The organism is Streptomyces sp. CNT372, from assembly GCF_000377145.1.
In genome coordinates, this window is record NZ_KB897792.1 from 81,339 (window position 1) to 96,667 (window position 15,329).

The window sequence follows — 15,329 nt, forward strand, 5'->3', positions numbered from 1 at the left end:
GGATTGCCCGAAATGTCGCGTTATCTTGCTGCGGTACCCGTGCTGCCGCTGAGCGGTCTCACCTTCCGTGAAAGAGGCGAGAGAAGCGATGCTTCAGGCCGTCGGACTCACCAGTGCCGCCCGCAAGGACGGCCGATCCGCCGTCGACGACGTCTCGTTCGAAGCCCTGCCCGGCCAGGTGACCGCCGTCCTCGGAGGGCCGGGGGCGGGGAAGACCAGCCTGGTGCGGCTCGTGGCCGGGCTCGACCGGGGCAGAGGGCTCACGTACTTCCGGGGGACACCCCTGCACCGCCTCGCCGAACCCGCGCGTGAGATCGGTCTGCTGCTGGGCGATGTGCAGGGCCACCCGGCCCGTACCGTGCGCGGCCATCTGCGGATGCTCGCCGCAGCGGTGGGAGTGCCGGCCTCCCGGGCCGACGAACTGATCGACGCGTTCGGTCTGGGCGGCCTGCGCGACGAGCAGCTGGGCGTGCTGTCCCGGTCCATGGACCGCCGACTCGGCCTGGCCGCTGCCCTGTTGGGGGAGCCGCAGACGCTCCTTCTCGACGAGCCGTGCCGCGGTCTCCCCGCGGCCGACGCCGGATGGGTCCTCGGCCGTCTGCGTGCGCACGCGGAGGCCGGCGGCACGGTCCTGTGCACCACGAGGGGCGCCAAGGAGGCCGCTCGCTTCGCCGATCACGTCGTCACCGTCGACCGCGGCCGTCTCGTCGCGGACCAGTCCGCCGCCGACTTCGCCCGCACCCGTCTGCGTCCGCGTGTGGTCGTCCGCACCCCGCACGCGGCCCGGCTCTCGGACGCGGTACGCCGCGAGGCGCGGGCCGCCCGCCGCTCGGTGGAGGTCGTGACGGAGGGCGGCAGTCTGCTCTCTGTCTACGGCAGCAACTGCGCGGAGATCGGTGAAGCCGCGTTCCGCCACGGCGTCCTGGTGCACCGCCTCGCCGACGAGGTCGGCGACGCACCGCTCCCGGCTGGGGGACCGGGTGAGTCCGAGGGGCTCCGGGAATCCGGTACGGACGCAGCCGTTGCCGGGCGCGCGCCGGGCAACCCTGCCGTGGCGGACGCTCACGCCCTCGTACCCCCGGTCGCGAGCCCGCCCGTTCCCGGCAGCGCGGCCTCCCGCTCACCGGGACGGCTTGAACGGACCGCCGCGGCGCGCGATCCGCTTCCCGCGCTGGACCACCGCCCCCGCAGCCCGCGGTGGCCGCTGCGCTACGAACTCCGCAGAATGTTCGGCGTCCGGACCGCCGTAGTGATCGCGGCCGCCACCCTGGTCTCCTCGGTGGCCCTCTGCCTGTTCCTCGCCCGCACGGCGGCCTCTTCGCAGACCGGTGTCCTCATCGCCTGGCCGGACTTCCTGCCGCTGCCGCCGGCCGCGTTCGCCGCCGGGCTGCTCGGCGCGCTTTCGGCCGGTGAGGAGTTCCGCCGCCCGGCGCTGGCTGCCGTGCGGGGCGCGTCACCCTGGCGCGCCCGGCTGCTGATCGCCAAGCTCGCGGTGACGTGCGCCGCCTCCCTGGTCCTGGCGGTGCTGTCGGTGGCCGTCGATGCGCAGGCGCTGCGCCTGCTCCACGGCACCGGTTCGGGACTCGTCCCGGACAACTGGATTCCCATGAGCCTCAGTTGGGCCGCGCTGTGCGTCGGCTGCGCCTGGGCGGGCTTGCTGGCCGCAGCCGTGTTCAGGGTCACGGCGGCCGGGGTGGCGGCTGTCCTCTCCGTGCCGGTGCTGATCGCGCCGCTCGTCGAATACGCCCTGCGGGGCCCGGCGGTTCGCTCGGTCACCGGGCTGCCGGACCGCCTCCGTGCGCTCACCGGCCTCGAACTGCCGGGGGAGGCAGGCCGCTGGCCCGAGGTGGCCCTCCAGTTGCTCGCCCAACCCGTGGGTGCGGCGCTGGCGTTGTCGCTGACCGTCCTCGTCTGCGCCTGCCTGATCACGATGATGCGCCGACGCGCTCTGTGGTGACCGAGCCGGACCGGGCAGGCCCGATCCGGATCGCGGAGGACCGATCCTGCTCTCCCTCGTCACCCTCGGTAAAATCTGCCCGATTCCTTACGATAAGGCGTCAATTGGGTAGCGGGTGCCGATCACCCTTTCGTGTGCTTTTCACCAAAGACCTCAAGGGGCCCGGAAACGGGGCCGACAAAGGATGCGTGAGTACCCTTGCGCGCACCATGATGACCGCCGCCCGCACCGCCGAGAGCGGCCTCGCCGGACCGGGCGAACTCGACCGATACCCCTACGCCGAATCAACGGGCGACCGGGTCGCCCCCTCCGCCTGGCAGGGCGGGGACGCGGAGTTGGGCCGCGCGGCCCGACGCACCGCCGGCAGCCGCGGCCGCGGACTGCATGGCCAACTCGTCCAGCAGCTCGGCCAGATGATCGTCTCCGGTGACCTCGGCGCCGACCGGCCGCTCGTTCCCGAGGAGATCGGCCAGCGCTTCGAGGTCTCGCGCACCGTCGTGCGGGAGTCGCTGCGCGTACTGGAGGCCAAGGGGCTGGTCAGTGCCCGCCCCAACGTCGGGACCCGGGTCCGGCCGGTCAGCGACTGGAATCTCCTCGACCCCGACATCATCGAATGGCGCGCCTTCGGCCCGCAGCGCGAGGATCAGCGCCGCGAGCTGAACGAACTGCGGTGGACCATCGAGCCCCTCGCCGCCCGCCTCGCCGCCGGGCACGCCCGTGAGGACGTGCAGCAGCGCATCGGCGACATGGTTGAGATCATGGGCCACGCTCTCGCTCAGGGTGACGCCCTCACCTATTCCCGGGCCGATGCCGAATTCCACTCGCTGCTGATCCAGCTCGCGGGCAACCGGATGCTGGAGCACCTCTCCGGCATCGTCTCGGCCGCGCTCCAGGTGTCCGGAGGCCCCGTCACCGGCTGTGACCGTCCCACCGAGGCGTCCGTGGCGCACCACGCCCGTATCGCCGACGCGATCGCGGGGGGCGACCAGCACGGCGCCGAGGCCGCGATGCGTCAGCTGCTCACCGTTCACCCGGACGTGGACCGGGTGGTTCCCGCGCCCCGCGAGCACTGACCGCCCGGAGACTGCCCGCCGGCCGCCGGCGCCTTTCGGGGGCCTCCGGGGTTCCGCAGGCCGACGGCAGACCGTCCGCAGAACAACTGTGGACCGGCCGAAGGGCGAGGGTGGACCGCCTGCGGACCACCCGGGGACCGGCCCGTGGGCCGCACGACGTGTCGTCCGGTGTACGCAGGGTGTGTCGCCGGATTCGGATCGGATCCGGCGACACACTCTGCGACGTATCAGCCATTCTTCATGTTTCATGGCTTTTGTTGTGTGACTCGGGCCACGCGGATTGGGCGTAACGCTCCTCGAAGCAGTGCGATGACCTAAGAGGTGACAGCCGAGGAGGGAATACAGCCGCCGTATCCGGCGCTGTGCTGAGCTCCACGGTCCAGCCCACGCCACCGGTGCATCCGCCGCCCGGTGGTCGTCGGCTCCGGTCCGGTCACGGACGGGGCCGGAAGCCGTTTCCATCGTTCCGAGAGGTTGTTCGTGTCGGCCAGCACATCCCGTACGCTCCCGCCGGAGATCGCCGAGTCCGAGTCTGTGATGGCGCTCATCGAGCGGGGAAAGGCTGATGGGCAGATCGCCGGCGATGACGTGCGTCGGGCCTTCGAGGCTGACCAGATTCCGCCAACCCAGTGGAAGAATGTTCTGCGCAGCCTCAATCAGATCCTCGAGGAAGAGGGTGTGACGCTGATGGTCAGTGCAGCGGAGTCGCCGAAGCGCGCCCGCAAGAGCGTCGCAGCGAAGAGCCCGGCCAAGCGCACCGCCACCAGGGCGGTCGCCGCCAAGACGACCCCGGCGAAGACCGTCGCCGCCACGGCGGCGACGGCCGCCGAGACGGTGGAGGCAGCCGCCGAGGAGCCCGCGGCCGCCGCCCCCGCGAAGAAGGCCGCCGCCAAGAAGACGACGGCGAAGAAGACCGCGGCCAAGAAGACGGTGGCCAAGAAGGCCGCCGCCAAGAAGACCGCGGGCAAGAAGGACGCGGACGAGCCGGCCGAGGGCGAGGAACTGCTCGACGAGGTCCAGCCCGGCGCCAAGGGCGACGAGGAGGAGACCGAGGGCGAGAGCAAGGGCTTTGTCCTCTCCGACGACGACGAGGACGACGCCCCCGCGCAGCAGGTCGCCGTCGCCGGTGCCACCGCCGACCCGGTCAAGGACTACCTGAAGCAGATCGGCAAGGTCCCGCTGCTCAACGCCGAGCAGGAGGTCGAGCTCGCCAAGCGCATCGAGGCCGGTCTCTTCGCCGAGGACAAGCTCGCCGGCGCCGACAAGCTCGCCCCCAAGCTCAAGCGCGAGCTGGAGATCATCGCCGAGGACGGCCGCCGGGCCAAGAACCACCTGCTGGAGGCCAACCTCCGCCTGGTGGTCTCGCTGGCCAAGCGCTACACCGGCCGCGGCATGCTCTTCCTGGACCTCATCCAGGAGGGCAACCTCGGTCTGATCCGCGCGGTCGAGAAGTTCGACTACACCAAGGGCTACAAGTTCTCCACGTACGCCACCTGGTGGATCCGGCAGGCCATCACCCGCGCCATGGCCGACCAGGCCCGCACCATCCGTATCCCGGTGCACATGGTCGAGGTCATCAACAAGCTCGCCCGCGTGCAGCGCCAGATGCTCCAGGACCTGGGCCGCGAGCCCACCCCGGAGGAGCTGGCCAAGGAACTCGACATGACCCCCGAGAAGGTCATCGAGGTCCAGAAGTACGGCCGTGAGCCCATCTCGCTGCACACGCCGCTCGGCGAGGACGGCGACAGCGAGTTCGGTGACCTCATCGAGGACTCCGAGGCGGTCGTCCCGGCCGACGCGGTCAGCTTCACCCTCCTCCAGGAGCAGCTCCACTCGGTGCTGGACACCCTGTCCGAGCGTGAGGCGGGCGTGGTTTCCATGCGCTTCGGCCTCACGGACGGCCAGCCGAAGACGCTGGACGAGATCGGCAAGGTCTACGGCGTGACGCGTGAGCGCATCCGCCAGATCGAGTCCAAGACGATGTCCAAGCTGCGCCACCCGTCGCGCTCCCAGGTCCTGCGCGACTACCTGGACTGAGTCGACCGGCAGCTCCGCTTCGCGCGGAGACGGCCCGACGCACCGGACGAGTGCCCGGAACCTCGCAGGTTCCGGGCACTCGCTCGTTCTCGGCCTCTGAGGGAGCGGCGCGGAGCGCGGGTGCGGGCCCGCCCGCCACACCCGACTCTGGGTGAACACGATTCACGCAGAGTCAGGAGTACGCATGCGTCGTCCTACTGCCCGCGGCCCGGCCGCGGTGTCGGCCCTGATCACCGTCGCGATCGCGTCATCACTGGCGCTGACCCCGTCCGCCGCCGCCGACAGTGTGGTGATCGGCGGCCACGAGGTGAACGTCGAAGACAGCCCGTGGGTCGTGGCCCTGTCCAGCCGTGACCGGTTCGGAGCAGCGCGCGCCGGCCAGTTCTGCGGCGGGGTGGTCGTCGCTCCGGCGAAGGTGATGACCGCGGCCCACTGCCTCAGCCCCGCCGTCCTCGGCAAGGACGTAGCGGCCGTCCCGGACCTGCGCGTCATCGCCGGACGGTCGGCGCTGAAGGGTGACGGCGGCGAGGAGGTCGGCGTCCGTTCCACATGGGTCTCTCCCGCGTACGACGCCGAGACGAGCGGCTCCGATCTGGCGCTGCTGACCCTGGACGAGGAACTGCCCGCCTCCCGGGTGATCCCCGTCGCGCGGGAGAACGATCCCGCCGAGGAGCCCGGCACCAAGGCCACGGTCTACGGCTGGGGCGACATCACGGGCCGCGGCGACTACGCCGCGACGCTCCGTGCCGCGCCCGTCACCGTGCTGCCGGACGCCACCTGCGCGCGGGCGTACCCCGGCGGCCGGGGTGGGCGGTACGACCCCGTCGCGATGCTCTGCGCGGGTGATCCGCACGGTGGCCACGACGCCTGCCAGGGGGACAGCGGCGGACCGCTGGTGGCCGGAGGGCGGCTGGTGGGGCTGGTCTCCTGGGGCAGCGGCTGCGGCCGCCCGGACGGCCCCGGCGTCTACACCCGGGTCTCTGCCGTAGCCCCGGCCCTGGACGGAGCCGACGACAGCGGGACGGTGGGGAGTGCGCCCCCGGCCCCCCGGCCCACGGCCGCGCAGGAGCCGTCCGACGGGCCGGGCGCGGCCTCCGTCCACGGCGGAGGCCACGGTGCCGGAGAAGGGCCGCCGGCGGCGGGGCAGGGCACGACGGGGGGCGGCACTGCCTCTCTCGGCCTCGGTGAGCGCACGGCGGACGGCGTGCGCGCGGCGCACCGGGATGGGACAGGAGACCGGCCCGGGAGCCGGTGAATCCTGGCCGCTCCCGGCTCACGAGGGCGGGGTTCAGGGAAGGTGACGGTACGAGAACGGGCGGCTGCTCCTGATTCCAGGGGCAGCCGCCCGTCGGCCGGTCCTGGACCGGCCCTTGGCTCGTCGGTTTCCGTGAGGCGTCAGCGGTCCTCGTCGCCCCCGGTCGTGGGAACGACCGTGAGTCGGTCCGTCTCGTCCTGTATCTCAGCGGCGATCTTCTTGAGTTCCGGCTCGAACTTGCGCCCGTGGTGGGCGCAGAAGAGCAGTTCGCCGCCGCTGATCAGCACGACGCGCAGGTAGGCCTGGGCGCCGCAGCGGTCGCAGCGGTCAGCGGCCGTCAGCGGGCTCGCGGGGGTCAGAACAGTAGTCACGTCGCCTCTTCTCTAGCTCGACGAGCTGTCGTACCAGGGTCAACATCCAACCAGCCCCAAAACGTTCCCGCTCGTGGCTTTTCCTCGAAAAGTTTTCCCGAGGTGGCTGTCTGCTGCCGGTTGGCGGCGAAGGAACCGTATTGCTTCGCTCTACGGATTTCGCGGTTGCATGTCTCGTTCGGTCCTCCCGGCTGGGTTGCCGGTTGTTGATGAGGACGTGCCCGGAGCCTAAATGGTTCATGCCTCGAAGGGAACGTGATGTGCACGTCACCCCATCGAGGGATCGAACACGCATGCGAGCGTGGACTAGCATGACGGATCATGTGGGTGGCGTTACATCGGCTCTACCAGGCCTCGGTACGCTCTGTGCGGCGACCGACGCCCGGGCCTTTACCCCACTTGGCCACATCTGAAATTCAGCGAGGAGCGAACCGCGTGACCGCCGAATCGTCCGTGCCGTCCACTGCGCTGCTGACAGCAGACCGTGACGGCTCCAACTACACCGCGCGGCATCTGCTCGTCCTGGAAGGCCTTGAGGCGGTCCGCAAGCGGCCGGGTATGTACATCGGGTCGACCGACAGCCGTGGCCTGATGCACTGCCTCTGGGAGATCATCGACAACTCGGTCGACGAGGCCCTCGGTGGCCACTGCGACCACATCGAGGTCATCCTCCACGAGGACGGCTCCGTCGAGGTCCGCGACAACGGGCGCGGCATCCCGGTGGACGTCGAGCCCAAGACCGGTCTCTCGGGCGTCGAGGTCGTCATGACCAAGCTGCACGCCGGCGGCAAGTTCGGCGGCGGCTCGTACGCCGCCTCCGGCGGTCTGCACGGCGTCGGCGCCTCCGTGGTCAACGCCCTCTCCGCCCGGCTCGACGTCGAGGTGGACCGCGGCTCGGCGACGCATATGATCAGCTTCCGCCGCGGAGTGCCCGGGATCTTCACCGAGTCCGGGCCGGACGCCCCCTTCGACCCGTCCGGCGGGCTGCTCAAGGGCAAGCGCGTCCCCAAGAACCGCACCGGTACCCGGGTGCGGTACTGGGCGGACCGCCAGATCTTCCTCAAGGACGCCAGGCTCTCCCTGGACACGCTGCACCAGCGGGCGCGCCAGACGGCCTTCCTCGTCCCCGGCCTGACCATCGTGGTCCGTGACGAGCGCGGGGCGGCCGGCGGGGACGGCGAGGGCAAGAGCGTCGAGACCTTCCGCTTCGACGGCGGCATCAGCGAGTTCTGCGAGTACCTCGCCCAGGACAAGGCCGTCTGCGACGTACTGCGCCTGACCGGCCAGGGCACCTTCAAGGAGACCGTGCCGGTCCTCGACGACCGCGGCCACATGACGCCGACCGAGGTCACCCGGGAACTCGGGGTCGACATCGCGCTGCGCTGGGGCACGGGCTACGACACCACGGTCAGGTCCTTCGTGAACATCATCGCCACCCCCAAGGGCGGCACCCATGTCACCGGATTCGAACGCTCCGTGACCAGGACGGTGAACGAGGTGCTCCGCTCCGCGAAGCTGCTGCGCGTCGCCGAGGACGACATCGTCAAGGACGACGCCCTGGAGGGCCTCACCGCCGTCGTGACCGTAAGGCTGGCGGAGCCCCAGTTCGAGGGCCAGACCAAGGAGGTCCTCGGCACCTCGGCCGCCAACCGCATCGTCGCCAATGTGGTCGCCAAGGAGCTCAAGGCCTTCCTGACCTCGACCAAGCGGGACGCCAAGGCCCAGGCCCGTGCCGTCCTGGAGAAGGCAGTGGCCGCCGCGCGTACCCGGATCGCCGCGCGCCAGCACAAGGAGGCGCAGCGGCGGAAGACCGCCCTGGAGTCCTCCTCCCTGCCGGCCAAGCTCGCGGACTGCCGCAGCGACGACGTGGACCGCAGCGAGCTGTTCATCGTCGAGGGCGACTCCGCCCTGGGCACCGCCAAGCTGGCGCGCAACAGCGAGTTCCAGGCGCTGCTGCCGATCCGCGGCAAGATCCTCAACGTCCAGAAGTCGTCCGTCTCCGACATGCTGAAGAACGCCGAGTGCGGGGCGATCATCCAGGTCATAGGAGCCGGTTCGGGCAGGACCTTCGACATCGACGCCGCCCGGTACGGCAAGGTCATCATGATGACTGACGCCGATGTCGACGGCTCGCACATCCGCACGCTGCTGCTGACCCTTTTCCAGCGCTACATGCGGCCGATGGTCGAGGCGGGCAGGGTCTTCGCCGCCGTGCCCCCGCTGCACCGGATCGAGCTGATCCAGCCCAAGAAGGGCCAGGACAAGTACGTCTACACGTACTCGGACAGCGAACTCCGGCAGACCCTGCTGGAGTTCCAGCGCAAGGGAATCCGCTTCAAGGACTCCATCCAGCGCTACAAGGGTCTGGGCGAGATGGACGCGGATCAGCTGGCCGAGACGACCATGGACCCGCGCCACCGCACGCTGCGCCGGATCAACATCGGTGACCTGGAGGCCTCCGAGCAGGTCTTCGACCTCCTGATGGGCAACGAGGTCGCGCCCCGCAAGGAGTTCATCACCACCTCGGCGGCCACCCTGGACCGTTCGCGCATCGACGCGTGACCCCCACTGGGGCGGGGGCGGGCGGGGAGTCCCGGCCGCCCCCGCCCCAGTCGTGTGCGGCTCGTGCGTGGTTCCCGGCCCGGGTCACCTGATGGGGTGAAGAGGGGTGGGAGAAGAGTCCGGGATGTTCCCGCTCTGTCCATCCTTGTTCCTGCGGACCGAAACGGTTCGCTGACAAGGAGAGTTGAGCGTGGAGAAACAGGAAGGGCGGGATGCCGCCGCGGTACGGATCGACGATCCCTGGTACGACGCCCTCGCGGGCGGCTGGGACGACCCCGACGCCGCGGACGACGAGGGGTGCGCCCGTTCGTCCGTCCCCGGGCAGCGGCCCGGCGCCGGGCAGCAACACGCGTCCGGCCCCAGCGCTGCCGAGATCTATCTGCAGGTGCAGCGCAGCCCGGCCTTCCAGGAAGTACGCGGCCGCTACCGGCGCTTCGTCGTACCGGCCACGCTCGGATTCCTCCTCTGGTACCTGGCCTATGTGGTGGCCGCCGTCTCCGCGCCCGGTCTGATGGCCACCCCGGTCACGGGCCCGCTGAACGTCGCGATGGTCGCCGGCCTCGCCCAGTTCCTCACCACCTTTGTGCTGACCTGGGCCTATGCCCGGCACGCGCGGCTCAAGCGGGACCGGGTCGCCCTCGATCTGCGATGGGACACACAGGAGATGACCCGCGGAGCGGAGCGTTGAACGGCGACCACCAGGCCCTTGCGCTCGTGCTGTTCAGCGCCTTCATCGCCGCCACGCTCGGCATCACGACCTGGGTGAGCCGTAACAGGCGTGGCTCGGCAGAGGAGTTCTACGCCGGAGGGCGGCTGTTCTCCCCGATGGAGAACGGATTCGCCATCGCCGGCGACTACATGTCGGCCGCATCCTTCCTCGGGATCTCGGGCCTCATCGCGCTCTTCGGGTACGACGGGATGCTCTACTCGGTCGGCTTCCTGGTGGCCTGGCTCGTGGTGCTCTTCCTGGTCGCCGAACTGGTCCGCAACTGCGGCCGGTTCACCCTGGCCGATGTGCTGGCCTCGCGGATGAGCGAGCGAAAAGTCCGGATCGCGTCGGGAACTTCCTCGGTGGTCGTGTCCGTTCTCTACCTGGTTGCGCAGATGGTGGGGGCCGGGTCCCTCGTCGCGCTTCTGCTGGGCGGGACGAGCGAGGCGGCGCGCTCGTGGACCGTTGTCGGCGTGGGTGCCCTGATGGTGATCTATGTGTCGATGGGAGGGATGCGAGCGACCACCTGGATCCAGATCGTGAAGGCCGTGCTGCTGATGGCCGGCGCGGTGACGATGACCGTGCTCGTGCTGCTGCGCTTCGGCGGGGACGTCGGCGGGCTGCTGTCCACCGCCGCCGAACGCAGCGGTCACGGCGAGGACTTCCTCGCACCGGGCCTGCGCTACGGCGGGGACTGGACGTCCCGGCTGGACTTCATCAGCCTCGGCGTGGCGCTGGTACTGGGCACGGCGGGACTGCCGCACATCCTGTCGCGCTTCTACACGGTGCCGACGGCCCGGGCTGCCCGGCGCTCGGTCGTCTGGTCCATCGGCCTGATCGGCAGCTTCTATCTCATGACGATCGTGCTCGGCTTCGGCGCCGCCGCCGTGGTCGGCACGGACCGGGTCCGCGAGTCCAACGCGGCGGGGAACACCGCCGTACCACTGCTGGCACTCGACCTCGGAGGCGGGGCGGGTTCCACGGGGGGCACGGTCCTGTTCGCGGTGGTCGCCGCCATCGCGTTCGCGACCATCCTCGCGGTCGTCGCCGGTATCACGCTGGCCTCGTCGGTCTCCGTCGCCCACGACCTGTACGCCTCCCTGCGCCGCCGCCCGGCGCAGGGCGGCGCACGGAAGGAGGGTGGCGGGGAGCGGCGGGAGTACAGCGAAGTCGCGGTCGCCCGGCTGGCCGCGGCCGGTATCGGCGCGGTGGCGATCGGTCTGGGCCTGCTCGCCCAGGACCTCAACGTGGCCTTCCTGGTGGGCCTGGCGTTCGCGGTCGCCGCCTCCGCGAACCTCCCGGTGCTGCTGTACTCGCTGTTCTGGCGGGGCTTCACCACCCGTGGGGCGGTGTGGTCGGTGTACGGAGGGCTGGTGCCGGCGGTGGCGCTGGTCGTGCTGTCGCCGGTCGTGTCGGGGAGCGAGCAGTCGCTCTTCCCGGGGCTGGACTTCCAGCTCTTCCCGCTGGAGAACCCCGGGCTGGTGTCGATCCCGCTCGGCTTCCTCGCGGGCTGGATCGGCACGGTCACCTCCTCCGAGCCGCCGGACGAAGCCCGGCACGCGGAGACGGAGGTCCGCGCACTGACGGGCGCGGGCGCGGTCTGACGCGGGCGGAGCCCGGCGGGGGCGGCGTGGCTCGCCCGTGCGGGTGGGCCCTGCCTGGGCTTGTCCTGGTGCGGCTCTGCTTGAGGGGGCGTTACCGGGGAGGGGCACCTTGGCGACGTAGGCCGCGTGGGTCTCCGTGACGCGGGTGTGGTCGTCAACGACGAGTACGCCGGTGGTCACGGCTGCGCCGGCTCCCTCGGGGTGGGCCCGGCGGGCGGCGCCCCGGTGGTGGGGGTGTCTGCCCCGGCCCCGGCCCCGGCCCCGGCCTCGGCGGTCGGTGGGCCTGCCGTGGGGGCGTCGGACGGCGTGTCCGTCGGGGTGTCCGAGAGGGCCTCCGGGAGGACGACGACGAACTCGGCTCCGCCGGTCACGGAGTCGTGGACCCGCGCGCTGCCGCCCTGGCGCTCGGCGAGGCGGCGGACCAGCGCCAGGCCCAGACCGCGCCTGCCGTGTGCCGGCAGCTCCTTCGTGGACCAGCCCTCCGTGAAGATCAGCTCCCGCCGGTCGGCCGGTACACCGGGCCCGCTGTCCGCGATACGCAGCAGGGCGGTGCGGCCGTCCGCCCGGAGGTCGACCTCGACCGAGGCGTCCGGGGTGCCCGCGGCGGCGTCGAGCGCGTTGTCGACCAGGTTCCCCACGACGGTGACCAGCCCCTGCGGGTCCACCAGCCGGTCCGGGAGCAGGGCGGACGGGGTCATGCGCAGCGAGACGCCCCGCTCGGCCGCGACCGTCGCCTTGCCCACCAGCAGCGCGGCGAGCAGTGGATCGTGCACCCGCTCGGTGACCTGCTCGGCGGTCGCCCGGTGCACGCCCACCACCTCGGTCACGTACTCCATCGCGTCCTCGTGCATCCCCAGTTCCAGGAGCCCCAGCAGGATGTGCATACGGTTGGCGTGTTCGTGGTCCTGGGCGCGCAGGGCGTCGATCAGCCCACGGGTGGAGTCCAGTTCGCGGCCGAGCCGCTCCAGCTCGGTCCGGTCCCTCAGGGTGACGACCGCCCCGCCGTCGTCCGTGGGCATCCGGTTGGCCACGAGCACCCGGCTCCCGCGGACGGTCAGCAGGTCCGTGCCGGTCACCCGGCCCGCCAGGACCTCGGTGGTCCGCCCCTCGCCGAGCGCCTCGTCCAGGGTCTGTCCGGTGACGTCCGGGCCCACGGACAGCAGGCGCTGGGCCTCGTCGTTCAGCAGCCTGATCCGTCGGGTGCCGTCGAGGGCGACGAATCCCTCCCGGATGCCGTGCAGCATGGCCTCGCGCTCCGCCAGCAGCGCGGAGATGTCGGAGAAGGCCAGGTCGTGGGTCTGCCGCTGGAGTCTGCGGGAGATCAGACAGGCGGCGAGCGCGCCCACTGCCAGCGCGCCGCCCGCGTAGGCGAGGAGTCCCGGGATCGCCGCGAGGAGTCGCGCCCGGACGCTGTCGTACTCGATGCCGACCGAGACGGCGCCCACGATGCGGCCCTCGTCGTCCCGGAGCGGCACCTTGCCGCGGGCGGACCGGCCGAGGGTGCCGTCGTCGATCTCCCGCACCTCCCGTCCGGCGAGGGCGTCGCTGGGATCGGTGGAGACGATCCGCCCGATCTCGGTCACCGAGGTGTGCGACCAGCGCACCCCGCTGGTGTCCATGACGACGACGTACTCCGCGCCGGTCGCGGCCCGGATGCGTTCGGCCGCGCGCTGTACGGCGCCGTCGGCGTCCGGCCGGGAGGCGGTCAGTTCACCGGCCAGCTCCGGGGAGGCCGTGGTCTGCGCGATCGCGAGGGCGCGGCGCATGGCCTGGTCGTCGAGCTGGTCGCTGAGCGGGGCCAGGAACAGCCCGGTGACCAGCGCCGTGACACCGGTGGCGACGGCGAGCTGCATCAGCAGGACCTGGGCGAAGACCCGCTGCGGCCAGCCGATCCGGCGGCGCCGGGTGGGAGCGGTCGGTGCGGGACACATGCGGTGAACCGTAGACGGGACCGCCCGCTCTCCGGAACTGCCTCCGCCCCGCCCGGCCGCCGGTCACGCGAACTACCCGCCGGGACACCCAGGCTCCGACCGCGCCGAGCGAGCCGGCCCTCACCGCGCCCGCCCCGGTCGGGTGCGGCTCACCTGGACGGCGTCCACGGACACCACCGGTGTGACCGGCTACGACGTCGCCGACTACCGCACCATCGACCCCGCCTTCGGCACTCTCGGCGAGGCCGAGGAACTGATCGCCGAGGCCCGTGAACTCGGCATCCGCACCACCGTCGGCATCGTCCCCAACCATGTCTCCGACCGGCAAGCCTGGTTCCGCGCGGCCCTCGCCGCCGGGTCCGGCAGCCCGGAGCGCGAGCTGTTCCACTTCCGGCCCGGCCGCGGCGAGCACGGCGAACTCCCGCCCAACGACTGGCCGTCCCGCGCCCGGCCGGACGGCTGCCGTGCGCGGTCAACCTCGGGGCCGTGCCCGTGGGCCTGCCGGAGCACCGGGCCCTGCTGCCGGCCGGCGGGCCGCTGGACGCGGACGGGCGGCTGCCCCTCGACACGGCAGTGTGGCTGAGGGCCTGACGGCCGGGCCGGCGTGCGCCCCGGGCGCCCGTGGCGCACGCCTATCCTGGTCCCGGTCCGCACGATGTCCGTCCACGAGGTGCGCAAGTGAGCGAGAGCACGTCCCCGAGCCCGAGCGGCCAGATCCCCGTCGTCGTCCTGGCGGGCTTCCTCGGTTCGGGCAAGACGACCCTGCTCAACCACCTCCTCCGGCGCAACCGGGGCAACCGCATCGGGGTCGTCGTCAACGACTTCGGGGCCATCGAGATCGACGCCATGACGGTCGCCGGGCAGGTCGGCTCCACCATCTCCTTCGGCAACGGCTGCCTGTGCTGTGCCGTCGACGCGAGCGAGCTGGACGACTACCTGGAGAAGCTGACCGGCCCCGACGCGCGGATCGACGTCGTCGTCATCGAGGCGTCCGGGCTCGCCGAGCCCCAGGAACTCGTCCGCATGATCCTCGCCAGTGAGAACCCGCGCGCCGTCTACGGGGGCCTCGTCGAGGTGGTCGACGCCGCCGAGTTCGACGCCACCCGCGCCCGGCACCCCGAGATCGACCGGCACCTGGCCATCGCCGACCTCGTCGTCCTCAACAAGACCGACCGCGTCGGTGAGGAGGCGGTCCGGCGGCTGCGGGAGACCCTCGACGGGCTGAGCGCGGGCACGCCCGTCGTGGAGACGCGCCACGGGCGGATCGACCCCGGGCTCCTCCTCGACCCGGCCCTGCGCCCGGACCACGACCCCGCCGTCCGCCAGCTCTCCTTCGAGGACCTGTACGCGGACGCCTACGACGCCGAGCACCACGGCGGGTGCGCGGAGGCCGGCCACGAGCATCTGCACACGGCCTACGAGAGCGTCTCGGCGGCCTTCGACGAACCCCTGCACCCGCGCCGGCTGATGGACTTCCTGGACACCCGCCCGCCCGGCCTCTACCGGATCAAGGGCTTCGTGGACCTCGGTGAGGCCGATCCCCGCAACCGGTACACCGTGCACGCGGTCGGCCGCTTCCTGCGCTTCTACCCCGAGCCCTGGCCGGACGGCGACGCGCCCCGGCGCACCGAGCTCGTCCTCATCGGCTCGGGGATCGACGCGGAGGCCCTGCGCAAGGAACTCACCGCCTGCGTCCGGACCGGGCGCCCCGAGGACGTCCCGGACGAGCGCAGCATGTGGGGCCTGCTGCGCTACGTCCAGGGCGACCCCGACGACACGGAGCCCGCGCCCGGCACCGAAGGCTGACCGGCCGGGTGCCGACCGGCCGGG

The 15,329-nt window shown here is 71.7% G+C and carries 9 protein-coding genes and 2 pseudogenes; 9 read left to right on the plus strand and 2 right to left on the minus strand.

Annotated features, from left to right (window positions below):
• The first annotated feature begins 88 nt into the window (after positions 1-88).
• The 4 genes and pseudogenes from C593_RS0126675 to C593_RS30595 all read left to right on the plus strand — a co-directional run.
• Complete coding sequence (locus C593_RS0126675; protein WP_018850388.1) at positions 89-1,957, plus strand: ABC transporter ATP-binding protein; 1,869 nt, start codon at positions 89-91, stop codon at positions 1,955-1,957.
• A gap of 134 nt (positions 1,958-2,091) precedes the next feature.
• Complete coding sequence (locus tag C593_RS0126680; RefSeq protein ID WP_486591192.1) at positions 2,092-3,030, plus strand: FadR/GntR family transcriptional regulator; 939 nt, start codon at positions 2,092-2,094, stop codon at positions 3,028-3,030.
• A 480-nt stretch (positions 3,031-3,510) separates the two neighbouring features.
• Entirely contained in the window at positions 3,511-5,067 is a 1,557-nt protein-coding gene (locus C593_RS0126685) for an RNA polymerase sigma factor (protein WP_026278108.1), read from the plus strand.
• A 184-nt stretch (positions 5,068-5,251) separates the two neighbouring features.
• Positions 5,252-6,055 (plus strand): annotated as a pseudogene (locus tag C593_RS30595) (S1 family peptidase); the annotation flags it as partial.
• 407 nt (positions 6,056-6,462) lie between these two features.
• On the opposite strand, the gene C593_RS0126695 reads toward C593_RS30595, so the two are convergent.
• A complete protein-coding gene (locus C593_RS0126695) occupies positions 6,463-6,693 on the minus strand; it encodes a DUF7455 domain-containing protein (RefSeq protein WP_018850392.1) in 231 nt (76 codons plus the stop codon).
• 435 nt (positions 6,694-7,128) lie between these two features.
• Between C593_RS0126695 and C593_RS0126700 the strand changes: the two genes are divergently transcribed.
• The 3 genes from C593_RS0126700 (at position 7,129) to C593_RS0126710 (ending at position 11,568) form a co-directional block, all read left to right on the plus strand.
• Positions 7,129-9,255 carry a DNA topoisomerase IV subunit B gene (locus C593_RS0126700; RefSeq protein ID WP_018850393.1) on the plus strand — a complete coding sequence of 709 codons (2,127 nt, stop codon included), beginning with the start codon at positions 7,129-7,131 and terminating at the stop codon, positions 9,253-9,255.
• Between the two features lie 190 nt (positions 9,256-9,445).
• Positions 9,446-9,943 carry a DUF485 domain-containing protein gene (locus tag C593_RS0126705; protein WP_018850394.1) on the plus strand — a complete coding sequence of 166 codons (498 nt, stop codon included), beginning with the start codon at positions 9,446-9,448 and terminating at the stop codon, positions 9,941-9,943.
• Complete coding sequence (locus C593_RS0126710; protein ID WP_018850395.1) at positions 9,940-11,568, plus strand: sodium/solute symporter; 1,629 nt, start codon at positions 9,940-9,942, stop codon at positions 11,566-11,568. Before C593_RS0126705 ends, C593_RS0126710 begins: the two co-directional genes overlap by 4 nt.
• Positions 11,569-11,744: 176 nt before the next feature.
• Here the strand turns inward: C593_RS0126710 and C593_RS0126715 are convergent, their stop codons facing one another.
• Positions 11,745-13,499 carry a sensor histidine kinase gene (locus C593_RS0126715; RefSeq protein WP_018850396.1) on the minus strand — a complete coding sequence of 585 codons (1,755 nt, stop codon included), beginning with the start codon at positions 13,497-13,499 and terminating at the stop codon, positions 11,745-11,747.
• Between the two features lie 187 nt (positions 13,500-13,686).
• Between C593_RS0126715 and C593_RS33990 the strand changes: the two are divergent.
• Positions 13,687-13,944 (plus strand): annotated as a pseudogene (locus tag C593_RS33990) (alpha-amylase family glycosyl hydrolase); the annotation flags it as partial.
• A 233-nt stretch (positions 13,945-14,177) separates the two neighbouring features.
• A complete protein-coding gene (locus C593_RS0126725) occupies positions 14,178-15,305 on the plus strand; it encodes a CobW family GTP-binding protein (protein WP_018850398.1) in 1,128 nt (375 codons plus the stop codon).
• Positions 15,306-15,329 lie beyond the last annotated feature (24 nt).